We start from the raw sequence: 13,707 nt of genomic DNA, 5'->3' as shown, positions 1-13,707 counted from the left end.
TCAACACCCCTCAGCGCTCGGCCCCTTCAGCCCCTGCAAGGTCAGCATCAGCAGCCGCTCCGCCAACTCCGGGTCGTCCGGCGACTGTTCGGCAGCCAGCGCGATCGCGTTCGTCAGCTGCATCAGGTCGTCGATCGACACATCCGACCGCACGGCCCCGCTCGCCTGCGCTCGCGCCAGCAACGCCGCCCCCGCCTCGCGCAACGGCACATTGCACTGCGCCAGGGCCGAAGTCTCGTCCCGCGACGTCGACATGAGCGCCTGCGCGAGCCCGCGGTACTCACCCGCGTGGGTGATGATCGCGCCCAGCCACTCCACCAGGCCCCGGCACGGCTGCTCCGCCCCCGCGAGCTCACGGGAACGGGTGATCAGGGACGTCAGGGCCTCCTGGAAGACCGCGTTCATCAGCGCGTGCCGGTTCGGGAAGTGCCGGTACAGCGTGCCGATCCCCACGCCCGCGCGCCGCGCGATGTCCTCCAGGGACGCGTCGGTGCCGTGCTCCGCGAAGGCGGTCCGGGCCTCGCTCAGCAGCCGGCCGTAGTTCCGGCGCGCGTCGGCGCGCATCGGCCGGGCCGGTGTCGGTGCCGCACTGATCGCCATGGCACAGTCCTCCCTTTCTTCCGCCCCGGGGTCCAGGATGCCATCGCCTCCGCAGGAGTGAGGCCGCGCGGAGTGGCGCACGACAGAGGCCCCTGCCGAGTCGCACGACTCGGCAGGGGCCCCGGTGGAACGTCGGATACCGCCCGATCAGTCCTTGATCTCGCAGATGACGGCGCCGGAGGAGACCGAGCTGCCGACCTCGGCGGCAAGACCCTTGACGGTGCCGGAGCGGTGCGCGTTCAGCGGCTGCTCCATCTTCATGGCCTCCAGGACGACGATCAGGTCGCCCTCCTGGACCTGCTGGCCCTCTTCGACCGCGATCTTGACGATGGTGCCCTGCATCGGGGATGCCAGGGTGTCGCCGGAGACCGCCGAACCGCTCTTCTTCGCGGCGCGGCGCTTGGGCTTGGCGCCCGCGGCGAGCCCGGTACGGGCCAGGCTCATGCCGAGCGAGGAGGGCAGGGAGACCTCAAGGCGCTTGCCGCCGACCTCGACGACGACCGTCTCGCGGCCGGCCTCCTCCTCGGCCTCCGCGTCGGCGGTGGCGGTGAAGGGCTTGATCTCGTTGACGAACTCGGTCTCGATCCAGCGGGTGTGGACCTGGAACGGTTCGCTGGTGAACGCCGGGTCGGTGACGACCGCGCGGTGGAACGGGATGGCGGTGGCCATGCCCTCGACGTTGAACTCGGCCAGCGCACGGGCGGCACGCTGGAGCGCCTGCTCGCGGGTCGCACCGGTCACGATCAGCTTCGCCAGCAGCGAGTCCCAGGCGGGGCCGATGACGGAGCCGGACTCCACACCCGCGTCGAGGCGGATGCCGGGGCCGGTCGGCGGGGCGAACGTGGTGACGGTGCCCGGGGCGGGCAGGAAGCCGCGGCCCGGGTCCTCGCCGTTGATCCGGAACTCGAAGGAGTGCCCGCGCACGGCCGGGTCGTCGTAGCCCAGCGCCTCGCCGTCGGCGATGCGGAACATCTCGCGTACGAGGTCGAGGCCGCTGACCTCCTCGGTCACCGGGTGCTCGACCTGGAGGCGGGTGTTGACCTCCAGGAACGAGATGGTGCCGTCCGTGCCGACCAGGAACTCCACCGTGCCGGCGCCGACGTAGCCGGCCTCCTTCAGGATGGCCTTGGACGCCGCGTACAGCTCCGCGTTCTGCTCGTCCGACAGGAACGGGGCCGGGGCCTCCTCGACCAGCTTCTGGTGGCGGCGCTGGAGCGAGCAGTCACGGGTGGAGACCACGACCACGTTGCCGTGGGTGTCGGCCAGGCACTGCGTCTCGACGTGACGCGGCCGGTCGAGGTAACGCTCCACGAAGCACTCGCCCCGGCCGAACGCCGCGACGGCCTCACGGACCGCGGAGTCGTACAGCTCCGGGATCTCCTCCAGCGTGCGCGCCACCTTCAGCCCGCGACCGCCTCCACCGAAGGCGGCCTTGATCGCGATCGGCAGCCCGTGCTGCTCGGCGAAGGCCACGACCTCGGCGGAGCCCTCGACCGGGTCGGGCGTGCCGGCCACCAGCGGGGCCCCGGCACGCTGCGCGATGTGCCGCGCCGCGACCTTGTCGCCGAGGTCCCGGATCGCCTGCGGCGGCGGGCCGATCCAGGTCAGACCCGCGTCGAGCACGGCCTGGGCGAACTCGGCGTTCTCCGACAGGAAGCCGTAGCCCGGGTGGATCGCGTCGGCCCCGGAGTCCTTGGCAGCCTGGAGCACCTTGGCCATGTCCAGATAACTGGCGGCCGGGGTGTCACCGCCCAGAGCGAATGCCTCGTCGGCCGCGCGCACATGCAGAGCGTCGCGGTCCGGGTCTGCGTAGACGGCCACGCTCCCGATCCCGGCATCCCGGCATGCCCGAGCAACACGGACAGCAATTTCGCCACGGTTGGCGATGAGCACCTTGCGCACGATGGCTCCCTCCTTGAAACAAGCTGAGTTTAGGGACTACCGACACGGCCCTACGACCCGTCCCCAATGGTGAGCTTGCCCACACGGAGTGTGATTGGAGGCTTGCTCAAGTCGCGAAATCCCTTGTGGCACCACGGTACGCCGGGTTTCATGACCGCACAGTAGCCACGAGGTGTGGTCCAGGTCTCTGTTCGGACGAGCTGCGACTTTTCGCGTTTCTTTGTCGAGTCCCCACTAATGGGCGAACGATTCTTTGCGCGACGCACGAGAGCCGCGACAAGGGGTACGCGACGAGTGCGCCCGCGCACGCGCCGCGCGCGGGGCGGAGGTGGAGATCGCCCGGACCCTTGTCCGGAGCATTACCCGTTAGTAGGGTCCGCGCTATCGCAACGTACTGCAGGTAACAGGGGGTGAGCACCGTGGTGCGCAGACCGGTGGCGTTCGTGACCGCGCTCGTGCTGTTCGCGGAAGCCGTGGGCATCGTGCTCATCAACGGCATCCTGGCGACGGTGGTCAAGAACCAGGACATGTCGCTGGCCGGGATGGACCCCGCCGTCATGGCCAACGGCACCTGGGCGATGGGCGGCGTCTTCGGCCTGTACCTGCTGCTGTGCGGCCTGCTCCTGCTGCTGGCCGGCATCCGCGACCGGGCCCCCGGCCGCTTCGCCCGCATCGTCCTGATCCTCTGCGCCGTGGTGCACGGGGTGCTGGGCGCGCTGACGGTCGGCCTGGTCGGCTGGACCGCGTTCGCGATCCTGATGGTGGTGCTCGGGCTGATAGTGCTGACGCTGGTGGCGTACGGCACCCGATCGGACGAACCCGCCGGCGAACCCGCCGCTGGCGCCGGAGCGAGCGCTCCGGCGCCGGTCTGAGCCGGGCCGGGTCGGCCCCGTCGGCTCTCAGACCCAGAGTTCGGTGACGGAGATCCCCAGCTCGCCCAGCAGCCGGCGCAGCAGTGGCAGCGAGAGCCCGACGACATTGCCGTGGTCGCCGTCGATGGAGTCGACGAACGGTGCCGAACGGCCGTCCAGGGTGAAGGCGCCCGCGACGTGGAGCGGCTCGCCGGTGGCCACGTAGGCGGCGATCTCGGCGTCCGTCGGTTCGCCGAAGCGGACGGTCGTGGAGGCGGTCGCCGAGGCGGTGCGTCCGGTCGCGGTGTCGATCACGCTGTGGCCCGTCTGCAGCACCCCGGCCCGGCCGCGCATGGACTTCCAGCGGGCGATGGCCTCCTCGCCGTCGGCCGGCTTGCCGAGCGCCTCGCCGTCGAGTTCGAGCACCGAGTCGCAGCCGATGACCAGAGCACCCGCCGCCTCCGCCCGGCCGGCCACCGCCGCGGCCTTGGCCTCGGCGAGCACGAGCGCCAGCTCGGCCGGTGTCGGGGCGCTCAGCGCGTCCTCGTCCACTCCGCTGACGATCACCTCGGGCGCGAAGCCGGCCTGCCGCAGCAGACCGAGACGGGCGGGGGAGGCGGAGGCGAGCACGAGACGGCGCTGATCAGTCATACGCGCCATCGTAGAAGAGGCGGACCGGCCCCGGCCCGGCCCCGGCCCCGCTCAGCGCATGCCGGCCACGAACATCGCGACCACCATCGCGAGAGCGAGCACCAGCCCCGCACGACGCATCATGTCCTGGGCGTCGCGCAGTTCCTTCGGCGGCTTGTTCTCGGGGTCGGACCACAGCATGGAAACGATCCTGCTGCCGCGGCGGACGGCGCGCCTGAGTACGGGTACTCAACCACCGTGGTGCGTACGGGCCAGATCGCGCCCGGACGCACCGGAGGCCCGGACCCGAAGAGGCCCGGACCTCCGGAAACGTGTGCGAAGGGATGTTCCCGCGCCTACCCGGGCCAGTACGTCCGGGCCCAGGCCCGCGGCCCCGGCAGATGACGTGTGCGCCGGGCGATGCGTCCCGGGTCGGACCACTGGCCGGGCAGCGCCGGCCCGCCGGCCGGCGTGCCGGACGGCTCGTCGGACATCGTCGCCGCGGCGCGCGCCCGCACCACCGCCAGGGCGGCGGCCAGTTCCTCAGGGGTCGGGTTGCCCCGTACGACCTTGATCATGGCCAGGGCCCTTTCTAGAGGGGGATGTTGCCGTGCTTCTTCGGGGGCAGCGATTCCCGCTTGGTACGCAGCTGGCGCAGCCCCTTCACGATGTGGGCGCGGGTGTCGGACGGCATGATCACCGCGTCGACGTAACCGCGTTCGGCCGCCACGTACGGGTTGAGCAGCGTGTCCTCGTAGTCGGCGATCAGCTCGGCACGGGTCGCGTCCTGGTCCTCGGCGGCGGCGATCGTCCGGCGGTGCAGGATGTTCACCGCTCCCTGCGCGCCCATCACCGCGATCTGCGCGGTCGGCCAGGCGAGGTTGATGTCGGCGCCCAGGTGCTTGGATCCCATGACGTCGTACGCGCCGCCGAACGCCTTGCGGGTGATCACGGTGATCAGCGGGACGGTCGCCTCGGCGTAGGCGTAGATCAGCTTGGCGCCGCGGCGGATGATGCCGCCGTACTCCTGGTCGACGCCGGGCAGGAAGCCGGGGACGTCCACGAAGGTCAGCACGGGCACGTTGAAGGCGTCGCAGGTGCGGACGAAGCGCGCGGCCTTCTCGCTCGCGTTGATGTCGAGGCAGCCCGCGAACTGCATCGGCTGGTTGGCGACGATGCCGACCGGGTAGCCCTCGACGCGCCCGAAGCCGGTGATGATGTTCGGCGCGAACAGGGCCTGGGTCTCCAGGAACTCGCCGTCGTCCAGCACGTGTTCGATGGCGGTGTGCATGTCGTACGGCTGGTTCGCCGAGTCCGGGATGAGGGTGTCGAGCTCGCGGTCCTCGTCCGTGGTGGCGAGGTCGGCCGCCTCGGGGAAGGCGGGCGCCTCGGACAGGTTGTTCGAAGGGAGGTACGACAGCAGCGACTTGACGTACTCGATGGCGTCCTTCTCGTCGCCCGCCATGTGGTGCGCCACACCGGAGGTGGTGTTGTGGGTGCGGGCGCCGCCGAGCTCCTCGAAGCCGACGTCCTCGCCGGTGACCGTCTTGATGACGTCGGGGCCGGTGATGAACATGTGCGAGGTCTGGTCGACCATGACCGTGAAGTCGGTGATCGCGGGGGAGTAGACCGCGCCGCCCGCGCACGGTCCGACGATCAGCGAGATCTGCGGCACGACACCCGAGGCGTGCACATTGCGGCGGAAGATCTCCGCGAACAGACCGAGCGCGGCCACGCCTTCCTGGATCCGGGCGCCGCCGCCGTCGTTGATGCCGATGACCGGGCAGCCGGTCTTCAGCGCGAAGTCCATCACCTTGACGATTTTCTCACCGTAGACCTCGCCGAGCGAGCCGCCGAAGATGGTGAAGTCCTGCGAATAGACGCAGACGGGGCGGCCGTCGACCGTCCCGTAGCCGGTCACGACGCCGTCTCCGTACGGGCGGTTCTTCTCGATGCCGAAGTTGGTGGAGCGGTGCCGGGCGAATTCGTCGAGCTCCACGAAGGAACCCTCGTCGAGCAGCAGGTCGACCCGTTCGCGCGCGGTCAACTTGCCCTTGGCGTGCTGCTTCTCGACCGCGCGCGCGGAGCCCGCGTGCGTCGCCTCGTCGATTCGGCGCTGCAGGTCCGCGATCTTGCCCGCGGTCGTGTGGATGTCGGTCTCTTCCGGCTCGGACATCGGGTGGCGGCTCCCTGCCTGGTCACGGGGACGACTGTGCTGCTGATCAGGTACTGAAACACCTACTGATCCGTAGGGTATCGGCGCGGATACGGTTCGGCAGTGCGTCGTTTGCCACACCTAGTCTGGCTTGCATGACACCTTCGGATGCGTTTCAGAACCGTTGGTCGGACCTGGACCGGCCGCCCCTGAACGTCGCCGCGCTGCGCCGCGGACTGCTGCGGCCGGGCGGCCTGTGGACCTCGCTCGACGTCGTGGAGACCATCGGGTCCACCAACACCGAGCTCGCCCGGCGGGCGGCGGCAGGGCTCGACGAGGGCACCGTGCTGGTCGCCGAGGAGCAGACCGCGGGCCGGGGCCGCCTCGACCGCACCTGGACGGCTCCGGCCCGTTCGGGCCTGTTCTTCTCCGTCTACCTGGAGCCGGGCGACGTCCCCGCCGAACGGTGGGGCTGGCTGCCGCTGCTCACGGGCGTCGCCGCCGCGACCGGCCTGGCGCGTGCCGCGGGCGTCGACACGGCCCTGAAGTGGCCCAACGACCTCCTGGTCACGGTGGAGGGCATGGAGCGCAAGGCGGGCGGCATCCTGGCCGAGCGCGCCGGGGACGGCGTCGTCGTCGGCATGGGCCTCAACGTCTCCCTGCGCGCCGATGAGCTGCCCGTCCCCACGGCCGGCTCGCTGGCCCTGGCCGGGGCCGTCTCCACCGACCGCGACACCCTGCTGCGGGGCGTGCTGCGCTCGCTGGAGCACTGGTACGGCCAGTGGCGCGCGGCGGACGGCGACGCGGCGGCGAGCGGCCTCCAGGAGGCGTACGCGGCGGGCTGCGCGACGCTCGGCCGGACGGTACGGGCCCAGTTGCCCGGCGACCGCACGCTCACCGCCGAAGCGGTGGCGATCGACAGCGACGGCCGCCTGATCCTGTCCACCGACGACGGCCTCCAGGAACCGGTGTCGGCCGCCGACATCGTCCACCTGCGGGGCGCGGGGGGCGGCCTGGCCTGAGGGCCGGGCTGCCGCGACGCGGACCGGCTCGCCGGGGCTGTCCGGCTGCCTTTTTGTCCTCAATCGCCGGACGGGCTGAAATCGCCTCGCCCGGCATTCGAAGGGCCTGCGCGCGGGGGTCTCGTGGCGTCTGTCGGCCACTCACTGGTGCCTGCCCTGCCGAGCCTCCCGGCCCACCCGAACACGTACCCGGGGCATGAAGACCGTGCCCTCCTGGAAACCACCCACCGACCGAAACCACCCACGCCCCCTGGCTCACCCAGGAACATTCCGGGACGACTTAGAAACCACCCGCCGGCCGAAACCACCCACGCCCCCCGGCCCACCCAGGCATCGTTCCGGGAGGCCTCGGGGCATGAAGACCGTGCCCTCCTGGAAACCACCCACTGACCGAAACCACCCACGCCCCCCGGCCCACCCAGGAACATTCCGGGACGCCATAGGGGCGTGAGCCACGGCACACCTGCCGTATCGTTGAGGCGATCCACCGACAGATCGGCAGGGCAGTGCGCAGGGAACGGGCAGGAGGCGGCTGGTGACCGTCGACGACACGACCTCCGGTGCGGGCGCACAGCCCCCGTCGGAACCCTCGGTCCACGCGACACCGCATCACGAAGTCGACCATACGGCGGAACCGACCGACGACCCCCTCGCGATCCGGCTGGAACAGCTGATCCTGGGCGCCGACCGTCGCTACACGCCGTTCCAGGCGGCCCGTACCGCCGGTGTCTCGATGGATCTGGCCTCCCGGTTCTGGCGGGCCATGGGCTTCGCCGACATCGGGCAGGCCAAGGCGCTCACCGAGGCCGATGTGCTGGCGCTGCGCCGGCTCGCCGGTCTCGTCGAGGCGGGGCTGCTCAGCGAACCGATGGCGATCCAGGTGGCCCGGTCCACCGGGCAGACCACCGCCCGGCTGGCGGAGTGGCAGATCGACTCCTTCCTGGAAGGGCTGACCGAGCCGCCCGAGCCCGGAATGACCCGTACCGAGGTCACGTACCCGCTGATCGAGCTGCTGCTCCCGGAGCTCCAGGAGTTCCTGGTCTATGTGTGGCGGCGCCAGCTGGCCGCCGCCACCGGGCGGGTCGTGCAGGCCGCCGACGACGAGGAGATGGTCGACCGCCGCCTGGCCGTCGGCTTCGCCGACCTCGTCGGGTTCACCCGGCTGACCCGGCGGCTGGAGGAGGAGGAGCTCGGCGAGCTGGTCGAGGCCTTCGAGACCACCTCGGCCGACCTGGTGGCCGCCCACGGCGGCCGTCTCATCAAGACCCTCGGCGACGAGGTCCTCTTCGCCGCCGACGACGCGGGCACCGCGGCCGAGATCGCGCTGCGCCTGATCGAGGCGATGACCCAGGACGAGATCATGCCGGCGCTGCGCGTGGGCATCGCGTTCGGCACGGTCACCACCCGGATGGGCGATGTCTTCGGTACGACGGTGAACCTCGCCAGCCGGCTGACGTCGATAGCGCCGAAGGACGCCGTGCTGGTGGACGGGGCCTTCGCCGAGGAGCTGACCCGTACCGGCGACGCCCCGGCCTCCGAGGCGCAGGCGGCGGAGGAGGCCGCGGTGGCCGAGAAGGAGCGCCAGGAAGGCGTGGAGCCGGTCGCCCTGCCCAAGTACCGCTACGGGCTGCAGCCGATGTGGCAGCGCCCGGTGCGCGGCCTCGGCGTGGTGGAGCCCTGGCTGCTGGCCCGCCGCACCACCTCCTGAATCCCGGGCCCGGACACTCCCGGGGCCGCTGTCGGGGCCGCGCCATAGGATCCCTCCGGTAACGATCGTTAACCGGAGGGGTGAAGCCATGACCGTCACGTCCGAGCAGCGGTTCGGGGAATTCGTCGTCGTACGGGTCCACGAGGGGCAGGAACACGTCGCCGAGCTGGTCCTGGACCGGCCCGGAGCGATGAACGCCGTGTCCACGGACATGGCCCGTTCGATCGCCGCCGCCTGCGCCGCGCTCGCCGCCGACCCCGGCCTACGGGTCACCGTCCTCACTTCCAGCCATGAGCGGGCCTTCTGCGTGGGCGCGGACCTGAAGGAGCGCAACTCCTTCACCGACGCCGACCTGCTGCGCCAGCGCCCCACCGCCCGGTCCGCGTACACCGGCGTGCTCGAACTGCCGATGCCGACGATCGCCGCCGTGCACGGCTTCGCGCTCGGCGGCGGATTCGAGCTGGCGCTGTCCTGCGACCTGATCGTCGCCGACCGCACCGCCGTGGTCGGTCTGCCCGAGGTGTCGGTCGGTGTCATCCCGGGCGGCGGCGGTACGCAGCTGCTGCCGCGGCGGATCGGTGCGGCGCGCGCCGCCGAGCTGGTCTTCACGGCCCGGCGGGTGGAGGCGGCCGAGGCGCTCGACAGCGGGCTGGTCGACGAACTGGTGGAGGCCGGACAGGACCGCGCGGCCGCGCTGGCGCTCGCCGGCCGGATCGCCGCCAACTCCCCGGTGGGGCTGCGGGCCGCCAAGCGGGCGCTGCGGCTGGGCCATGGCCTCGATCTGCGGGCCGGTCTCGAAGTCGAGGACGCCGCCTGGCGCTCGGTGGCCTTCTCCGGGGACCGGGCCGAGGGCGTGGCCGCGTTCAACGAGAAGAGGAAGCCGAACTGGCCCGGTGAGTGACGCGACGTGACCTTTGGTAACTGATGAGACACGAAGCGCACGCAACGAAAGCCCCAAACTGATCAAATCACCACAAATCTACTTAAGCTGTAGCGATGGGTGGTGATGATGCACGGCTGCGGGCCGTGGTTTCGCTTGCGCAGGCGATGGCGGCGGCACACACCCCGCGGGGGTCGTGGCGAGCGGCCGCGCTGGGGGCGTGCGAGGCGCTGGGCGGCAGCTTCGCCGCGCTCTCCGTATGGGAGCGCGGCCGCGGGGAGCTGCGGGTGCTGGTGAACGCGGGCGAACGGGCCGAAGGGGAGGAGGAGTTCCCCGAGGCGGAGACGTATCCGGTGCACCAGTTCCCGGAGATCACCGAGTTCCTGCATGAACGGTGGGCCGGGGGCGGTGAGCCGGACGCCTGGGTCGAGACCGCCGACGGTTCGGCCGGCGTGGCGCCGGGCGGGGACGCGGGGCTGCGGGAGTACGGCAGCGGATACGGCCGGGAGCGGGTGGCCGCGCTGCGCCGGCGCGGGCGCAGCTGCTGCGTGGTCGCCCCGATCGTGCTGCACGGGCGGGCCTGGGGCGAGCTGTATGTGGCCCGCCCGGTGGGGGCGCCGGTGTTCGGGCGGTCGGACGCGGACTTCGCGACCGTGCTGGCCGCGGTCGTCGCCGCCGGGATCTCCCAGAGCGAACGGCTCGAAGAGGTCCGCAAGCTCGCCTTCACCGATCCGCTCACCGGTCTGGCCAACCGCCGCGCCGTCGACGTGCGGCTGGACGAGGCGGTGGAGCGGCACCGGGTGGACGGGGCGGTGGTCAGCCTGGTCGTCTGCGATCTCAACGGTCTGAAGCAGGTCAACGACACCCAGGGCCACGCGGTCGGCGACCGGCTGCTGGAACGTTTCGGCTCGGTGCTGTCCCGCTGCGGCGCCATGCTGCCCGGCGCGCTCGCGGCCCGGCTCGGCGGTGATGAGTTCTGCCTGCTCACGGTGGGGCCCGAGGTGGACGACGTGGTCCGGGTGGCCACCGAACTCTGCGAGCGGGCGGCCGAGTTGGAGCAGGGGGACGGGGTGGCGTGCGGGATCGCGTCGACCGGTGATCCGATCGGCCCGGTGGTGTCGGCGCGGCGGCTGTTCCGGCTGGCGGACGCGGCCCAGTACCGGGCGAAGGCGGCCCGCTCGGTCGAACCGGTGGTGGCGGGACGCGACGGCGAGGTGCTCCGGCTGGCCGATTCGCCGCCCAAGCCCGCGCACGACCGCCGTCGCCTGCGCGGCAGCCGCCCCTGAGCGCCGCACCGGCCGGTAAGGGGTCAACCGTACGACCACTAGTGACATGAAGGGATTCAGTCCGTACGCTTCTGAATATGGATATGCACACAGTCGTGGTGGGGACGTCCGGCACCACCGCTCAGGACGTCATCGCCGTGGCCCGCGGCAACGCCCGCGTCGAGCTCTCCGCAGCCGCCGTCGACGCGCTTGCCGCCGCCCGCGAGATCGTGGACGCACTCGCCGCCAAGCCCGAGCCGGTCTACGGCGTCTCCACCGGATTCGGGGCGCTGGCCAGCCGGCACATCAGCCAGGATCTCCGCGCACAGCTCCAGCGCAACATCGTCCGCTCGCACGCCGCCGGCATGGGGCCGCGCGTCGAGCGCGAGGTCGTCCGCGCGCTGATGTTCCTGCGGCTGAAGACGGTCGCCTCCGGACACACCGGCGTACGCCCCGAGGTCGCGCAGACCATGGCCGACATCCTCAACGCGGGCATCACGCCCGTCGTCCACGAGTACGGCTCGCTCGGCTGCTCCGGCGACCTGGCCCCGCTCTCCCACTGCGCCCTGACGCTGATGGGCGAGGGCGACGCGGAGGGCCCCGACGGCACCGTGCGCCCCGCCGGTGAGCTGCTCGCCGCCCATGGCATCACCCCGGTCGAGCTGCGCGAGAAGGAGGGCCTCGCCCTTCTCAACGGCACCGACGGCATGCTCGGCATGCTCGTGATGGCCCTGGCCGACCTGAAGAACCTCTACACCTCCGCCGACATCACCGCCGCCCTCTCCCTGGAGGCGCTGCTCGGCACGGACAAGGTGCTCGCCCCGGAGCTGCACGCCATCCGCCCGCACCCGGGCCAGGGCGTCAGCGCCGACAACATGCTGCGGGTCCTCGCCGGGTCCGGCCTCACCGGCCACTTCCAGCAGGACGAGGCGCCGCGCGTGCAGGACGCCTACTCCGTACGCTGCGCCCCCCAGGTCAACGGCGCCGGACGCGACACCCTCGACCACGCCGCCGTCGTCGCGGCCCGCGAGCTGGCCTCCGCCGTCGACAACCCCGTCGTGCTGCCCGACGGCCGGGTCGAGTCCAACGGCAACTTCCACGGCGCCCCCGTCGCGTACGTACTCGACTTCCTGGCGATCGTCGCGGCGGACCTCGGCTCCATCACCGAGCGTCGCACCGACCGGCTGCTGGACAAGAACCGCTCGCACGGGCTGCCGCCGTTCCTCGCCGACGACGCCGGGGTGGACTCGGGCCTGATGATCGCCCAGTACACCCAGGCCGCCCTGGTCAGCGAGATGAAGCGGCTCGCGGTACCCGCCTCGGCCGACTCGATCCCGTCCTCCGCGATGCAGGAGGACCACGTCTCCATGGGCTGGTCGGCGGCGCGCAAGCTCCGTACCGCCGTCGACAACCTCGCCCGGATCGTCGCCGTCGAGCTCTACGCGGCGACCCGCGCCATCGAGCTGCGCGCCGCCGGGGGCCTCACCCCCGCGCCCGCCTCGCAGGCCGCCATCGAGGCGCTGCGCGCGGCGGGGGTCCAGGGGCCGGGGCCGGACCGCTTCCTGTCGCCGGACCTGGCCGCGGCGGACGCGTTCGTGCGCGCGGGCAAGCTGGTCGCGGCGGTCGAGCCGGTGACCGGCCCGCTGGCCTAGGCGCGTTCCAGAGGTGTTCTAGACGGACAGGGCGTCGGTGCGGCGGGCCGAGCGGGAGACCAACGCCGCGCCGATGCCCAGGAACGCCACTCCGCCGATCAGATACGGGGTGGTGTCGGTCCCGGTCCCGGTGTCGGCCAGCCTCGGACCGGCCGCGGTGTCCCCGGCAGCGGTGGCCGGTCCGCTCCGTGCGCCCGGTGCGCCGGCCGGATCGTCCGTCGCGTTGGCGGACGGGACGAACCACAGGGCGGCCAGCAAAGTGGCCGCGGCGGTGGCGGTCAGAAGCGGGCGGCGAGCGACGGTCACGGAATCGATCCCCCTTGTCACAGCCGTGAGTCAGGCATGTGCGTCGATGCTAGTGAAAGCAGTGGGTCGTGGGAAAGCCGGGAGTGCGGGGAGCTTACGCTCCGGCGCATGAGTACTTCTGAGACATCACGCTTTGTTCGGCTTCGAGTTGAAATGGTGCTGGAGATCACGGACCCCGACGCCCTCAGCGGCACCGCGCTGGAGTCGATCGCCGTCGAGTACGGGGAACCGGGCGGCGAGTCCGCCGAGCAGCGCATGCTCGCCGAGGACGCCGTACGGGAGGACGGTGCGGAGGCCCTCGCCTCCCTCGTCGACCCGTTCGACCTGGTCGGCGAGGTGCCCGGGGTCGAGCTCACCCAGGCGTCCTGGAGCAGCGAGATCGTCGACTACGACCCGGACGACCCGGATGCCTGGGACCTCGACGACGAGGACGGCGAGGAGGACGAGGAGGGCGAGGAGGACGACGAAGAGGGCGGTGGCGGCGTCCCGCACAATGGGTGAGGACGACGGTCACGTCGCCGCGAGCGGCGGGACCAGCAGCTGGTGAACACCGGCCCCGGACCGCTTCGCACGCGGACCGGGGCCGTGTCGTTCGCCGGTCACCTTTACGTGATCGGCGTCGGGAACCACCGCAACCGCGGACGCGTCGATGAGTGTTGTTCCCCACATCTTTCTTGGATGTGGAACGGAGGACCCTATCCATGGGTTCTAGGACCATTGACGGGTTTCGCCGGTC

Annotated in this window: 14 protein-coding genes; 7 read left to right on the top strand and 7 right to left on the bottom strand. The window is 71.6% G+C overall.

Annotated elements, in window-relative coordinates:
• A complete protein-coding gene (locus BT364_RS19755) occupies nucleotides 1–600 on the bottom strand; it encodes a TetR/AcrR family transcriptional regulator (protein ID WP_072486521.1) in 600 nt (199 codons plus the stop codon).
• Between the two features lie 147 nt (nucleotides 601–747).
• On the bottom strand, nucleotides 748–2,502 hold the full coding sequence (locus BT364_RS19750; RefSeq protein WP_072486520.1) for an acetyl/propionyl/methylcrotonyl-CoA carboxylase subunit alpha: 1,755 nt from the start codon (nucleotides 2,500–2,502) through the stop codon (nucleotides 748–750).
• 410 nt (nucleotides 2,503–2,912) lie between these two features.
• On the opposite strand from BT364_RS19750, the gene BT364_RS19745 reads away from it, so the two are divergent.
• Complete coding sequence (locus tag BT364_RS19745) at nucleotides 2,913–3,374, top strand: hypothetical protein (protein ID WP_072486519.1); 462 nt, start codon at nucleotides 2,913–2,915, stop codon at nucleotides 3,372–3,374.
• 27 nt (nucleotides 3,375–3,401) lie between these two features.
• Here BT364_RS19745 and BT364_RS19740 read toward each other — a convergent pair whose 3' ends face one another.
• The 4 genes from BT364_RS19740 to BT364_RS19730 form a co-directional block, all read right to left on the bottom strand.
• Nucleotides 3,402–4,013: a nucleoside triphosphate pyrophosphatase gene (locus BT364_RS19740; RefSeq protein ID WP_072486518.1), complete on the bottom strand. Its 612-nt coding sequence runs from the start codon at nucleotides 4,011–4,013 to the stop codon at nucleotides 3,402–3,404.
• A gap of 42 nt (nucleotides 4,014–4,055) precedes the next feature.
• Nucleotides 4,056–4,184, bottom strand: a complete 129-nt coding sequence (gene mmpB, locus BT364_RS43110) for a morphogenic membrane protein MmpB (protein ID WP_256260081.1) — start codon at nucleotides 4,182–4,184, stop codon at nucleotides 4,056–4,058.
• A gap of 155 nt (nucleotides 4,185–4,339) precedes the next feature.
• Entirely contained in the window at nucleotides 4,340–4,561 is a 222-nt protein-coding gene (locus BT364_RS19735; protein WP_072486517.1) for an acyl-CoA carboxylase epsilon subunit, read from the bottom strand.
• 14 nt (nucleotides 4,562–4,575) lie between these two features.
• The gene (locus BT364_RS19730; protein WP_072486516.1) at nucleotides 4,576–6,159 is read right to left on the bottom strand and encodes an acyl-CoA carboxylase subunit beta; all 1,584 of its coding nucleotides are present in this window, start codon (nucleotides 6,157–6,159) and stop codon (nucleotides 4,576–4,578) included.
• Nucleotides 6,160–6,293: 134 nt separating this feature from the next.
• On the opposite strand from BT364_RS19730, the gene BT364_RS19725 reads away from it, so the two are divergent.
• From BT364_RS19725 to hutH, 5 genes are all read left to right on the top strand, one after another.
• Complete coding sequence (locus BT364_RS19725) at nucleotides 6,294–7,160, top strand: biotin--[acetyl-CoA-carboxylase] ligase (RefSeq protein WP_072486515.1); 867 nt, start codon at nucleotides 6,294–6,296, stop codon at nucleotides 7,158–7,160.
• Nucleotides 7,161–7,695: 535 nt separating this feature from the next.
• Nucleotides 7,696–8,868, top strand: a complete 1,173-nt coding sequence (locus tag BT364_RS19720) for an adenylate/guanylate cyclase domain-containing protein (RefSeq protein WP_072486514.1) — start codon at nucleotides 7,696–7,698, stop codon at nucleotides 8,866–8,868.
• An 88-nt stretch (nucleotides 8,869–8,956) separates the two neighbouring features.
• Nucleotides 8,957–9,769, top strand: a complete 813-nt coding sequence (locus BT364_RS19715; RefSeq protein WP_072486513.1) for an enoyl-CoA hydratase/isomerase family protein — start codon at nucleotides 8,957–8,959, stop codon at nucleotides 9,767–9,769.
• A gap of 95 nt (nucleotides 9,770–9,864) precedes the next feature.
• Entirely contained in the window at nucleotides 9,865–11,034 is a 1,170-nt protein-coding gene (locus BT364_RS19710) for a GGDEF domain-containing protein (protein WP_072486512.1), read from the top strand.
• A 77-nt stretch (nucleotides 11,035–11,111) separates the two neighbouring features.
• Complete coding sequence (gene hutH / locus BT364_RS19705; RefSeq protein WP_072486511.1) at nucleotides 11,112–12,665, top strand: histidine ammonia-lyase; 1,554 nt, start codon at nucleotides 11,112–11,114, stop codon at nucleotides 12,663–12,665.
• An 18-nt stretch (nucleotides 12,666–12,683) separates the two neighbouring features.
• On the opposite strand, the gene BT364_RS19700 is transcribed toward hutH, so the two are convergent.
• Nucleotides 12,684–12,971 (bottom strand): LPXTG cell wall anchor domain-containing protein, encoded by a 288-nt coding sequence (locus BT364_RS19700; RefSeq protein WP_072486510.1) that lies wholly within the window; start codon nucleotides 12,969–12,971, stop codon nucleotides 12,684–12,686.
• Between the two features lie 108 nt (nucleotides 12,972–13,079).
• On the opposite strand from BT364_RS19700, the gene BT364_RS19695 reads away from it, so the two are divergent.
• Nucleotides 13,080–13,472, top strand: a complete 393-nt coding sequence (locus BT364_RS19695) for a hypothetical protein (protein WP_256260080.1) — start codon at nucleotides 13,080–13,082, stop codon at nucleotides 13,470–13,472.
• Nucleotides 13,473–13,707: the final 235 nt, after the last annotated feature.

The organism is Streptomyces atratus (assembly GCF_900119365.1).
GTDB classification, from domain to species: Bacteria; Actinomycetota; Actinomycetes; order Streptomycetales; family Streptomycetaceae; genus Streptomyces; species Streptomyces atratus_B.
The sequence above is the reverse complement of the archived record's forward strand: the minus strand, read 5'-3'. Positions and strand labels throughout refer to the sequence as shown.

Excerpts from the sequence above, each read along its gene's own strand:
- BT364_RS19755 (WP_072486521.1), bottom strand. The coding sequence starts at position 600 with ATGGCGATCAGTGCGGCACCGACACCGGCCCGGCCGATGCGCGCCGAC.
- BT364_RS19740 (WP_072486518.1), bottom strand. The coding sequence starts at position 4,013 with ATGGCGCGTATGACTGATCAGCGCCGTCTCGTGCTCGCCTCCGCCTCC.
- mmpB (WP_256260081.1), bottom strand. The coding sequence starts at position 4,184 with ATGCTGTGGTCCGACCCCGAGAACAAGCCGCCGAAGGAACTGCGCGAC.
- BT364_RS19735 (WP_072486517.1), bottom strand. The coding sequence starts at position 4,561 with ATGATCAAGGTCGTACGGGGCAACCCGACCCCTGAGGAACTGGCCGCC.
- BT364_RS19730 (WP_072486516.1), bottom strand. The coding sequence starts at position 6,159 with ATGTCCGAGCCGGAAGAGACCGACATCCACACGACCGCGGGCAAGATC.
- BT364_RS19725 (WP_072486515.1), top strand. The coding sequence starts at position 6,294 with ATGACACCTTCGGATGCGTTTCAGAACCGTTGGTCGGACCTGGACCGG.
- BT364_RS19715 (WP_072486513.1), top strand. The coding sequence starts at position 8,957 with ATGACCGTCACGTCCGAGCAGCGGTTCGGGGAATTCGTCGTCGTACGG.
- BT364_RS19710 (WP_072486512.1), top strand. The coding sequence starts at position 9,865 with ATGGGTGGTGATGATGCACGGCTGCGGGCCGTGGTTTCGCTTGCGCAG.
- hutH (WP_072486511.1), top strand. The coding sequence starts at position 11,112 with ATGGATATGCACACAGTCGTGGTGGGGACGTCCGGCACCACCGCTCAG.
- BT364_RS19695 (WP_256260080.1), top strand. The coding sequence starts at position 13,080 with ATGAGTACTTCTGAGACATCACGCTTTGTTCGGCTTCGAGTTGAAATG.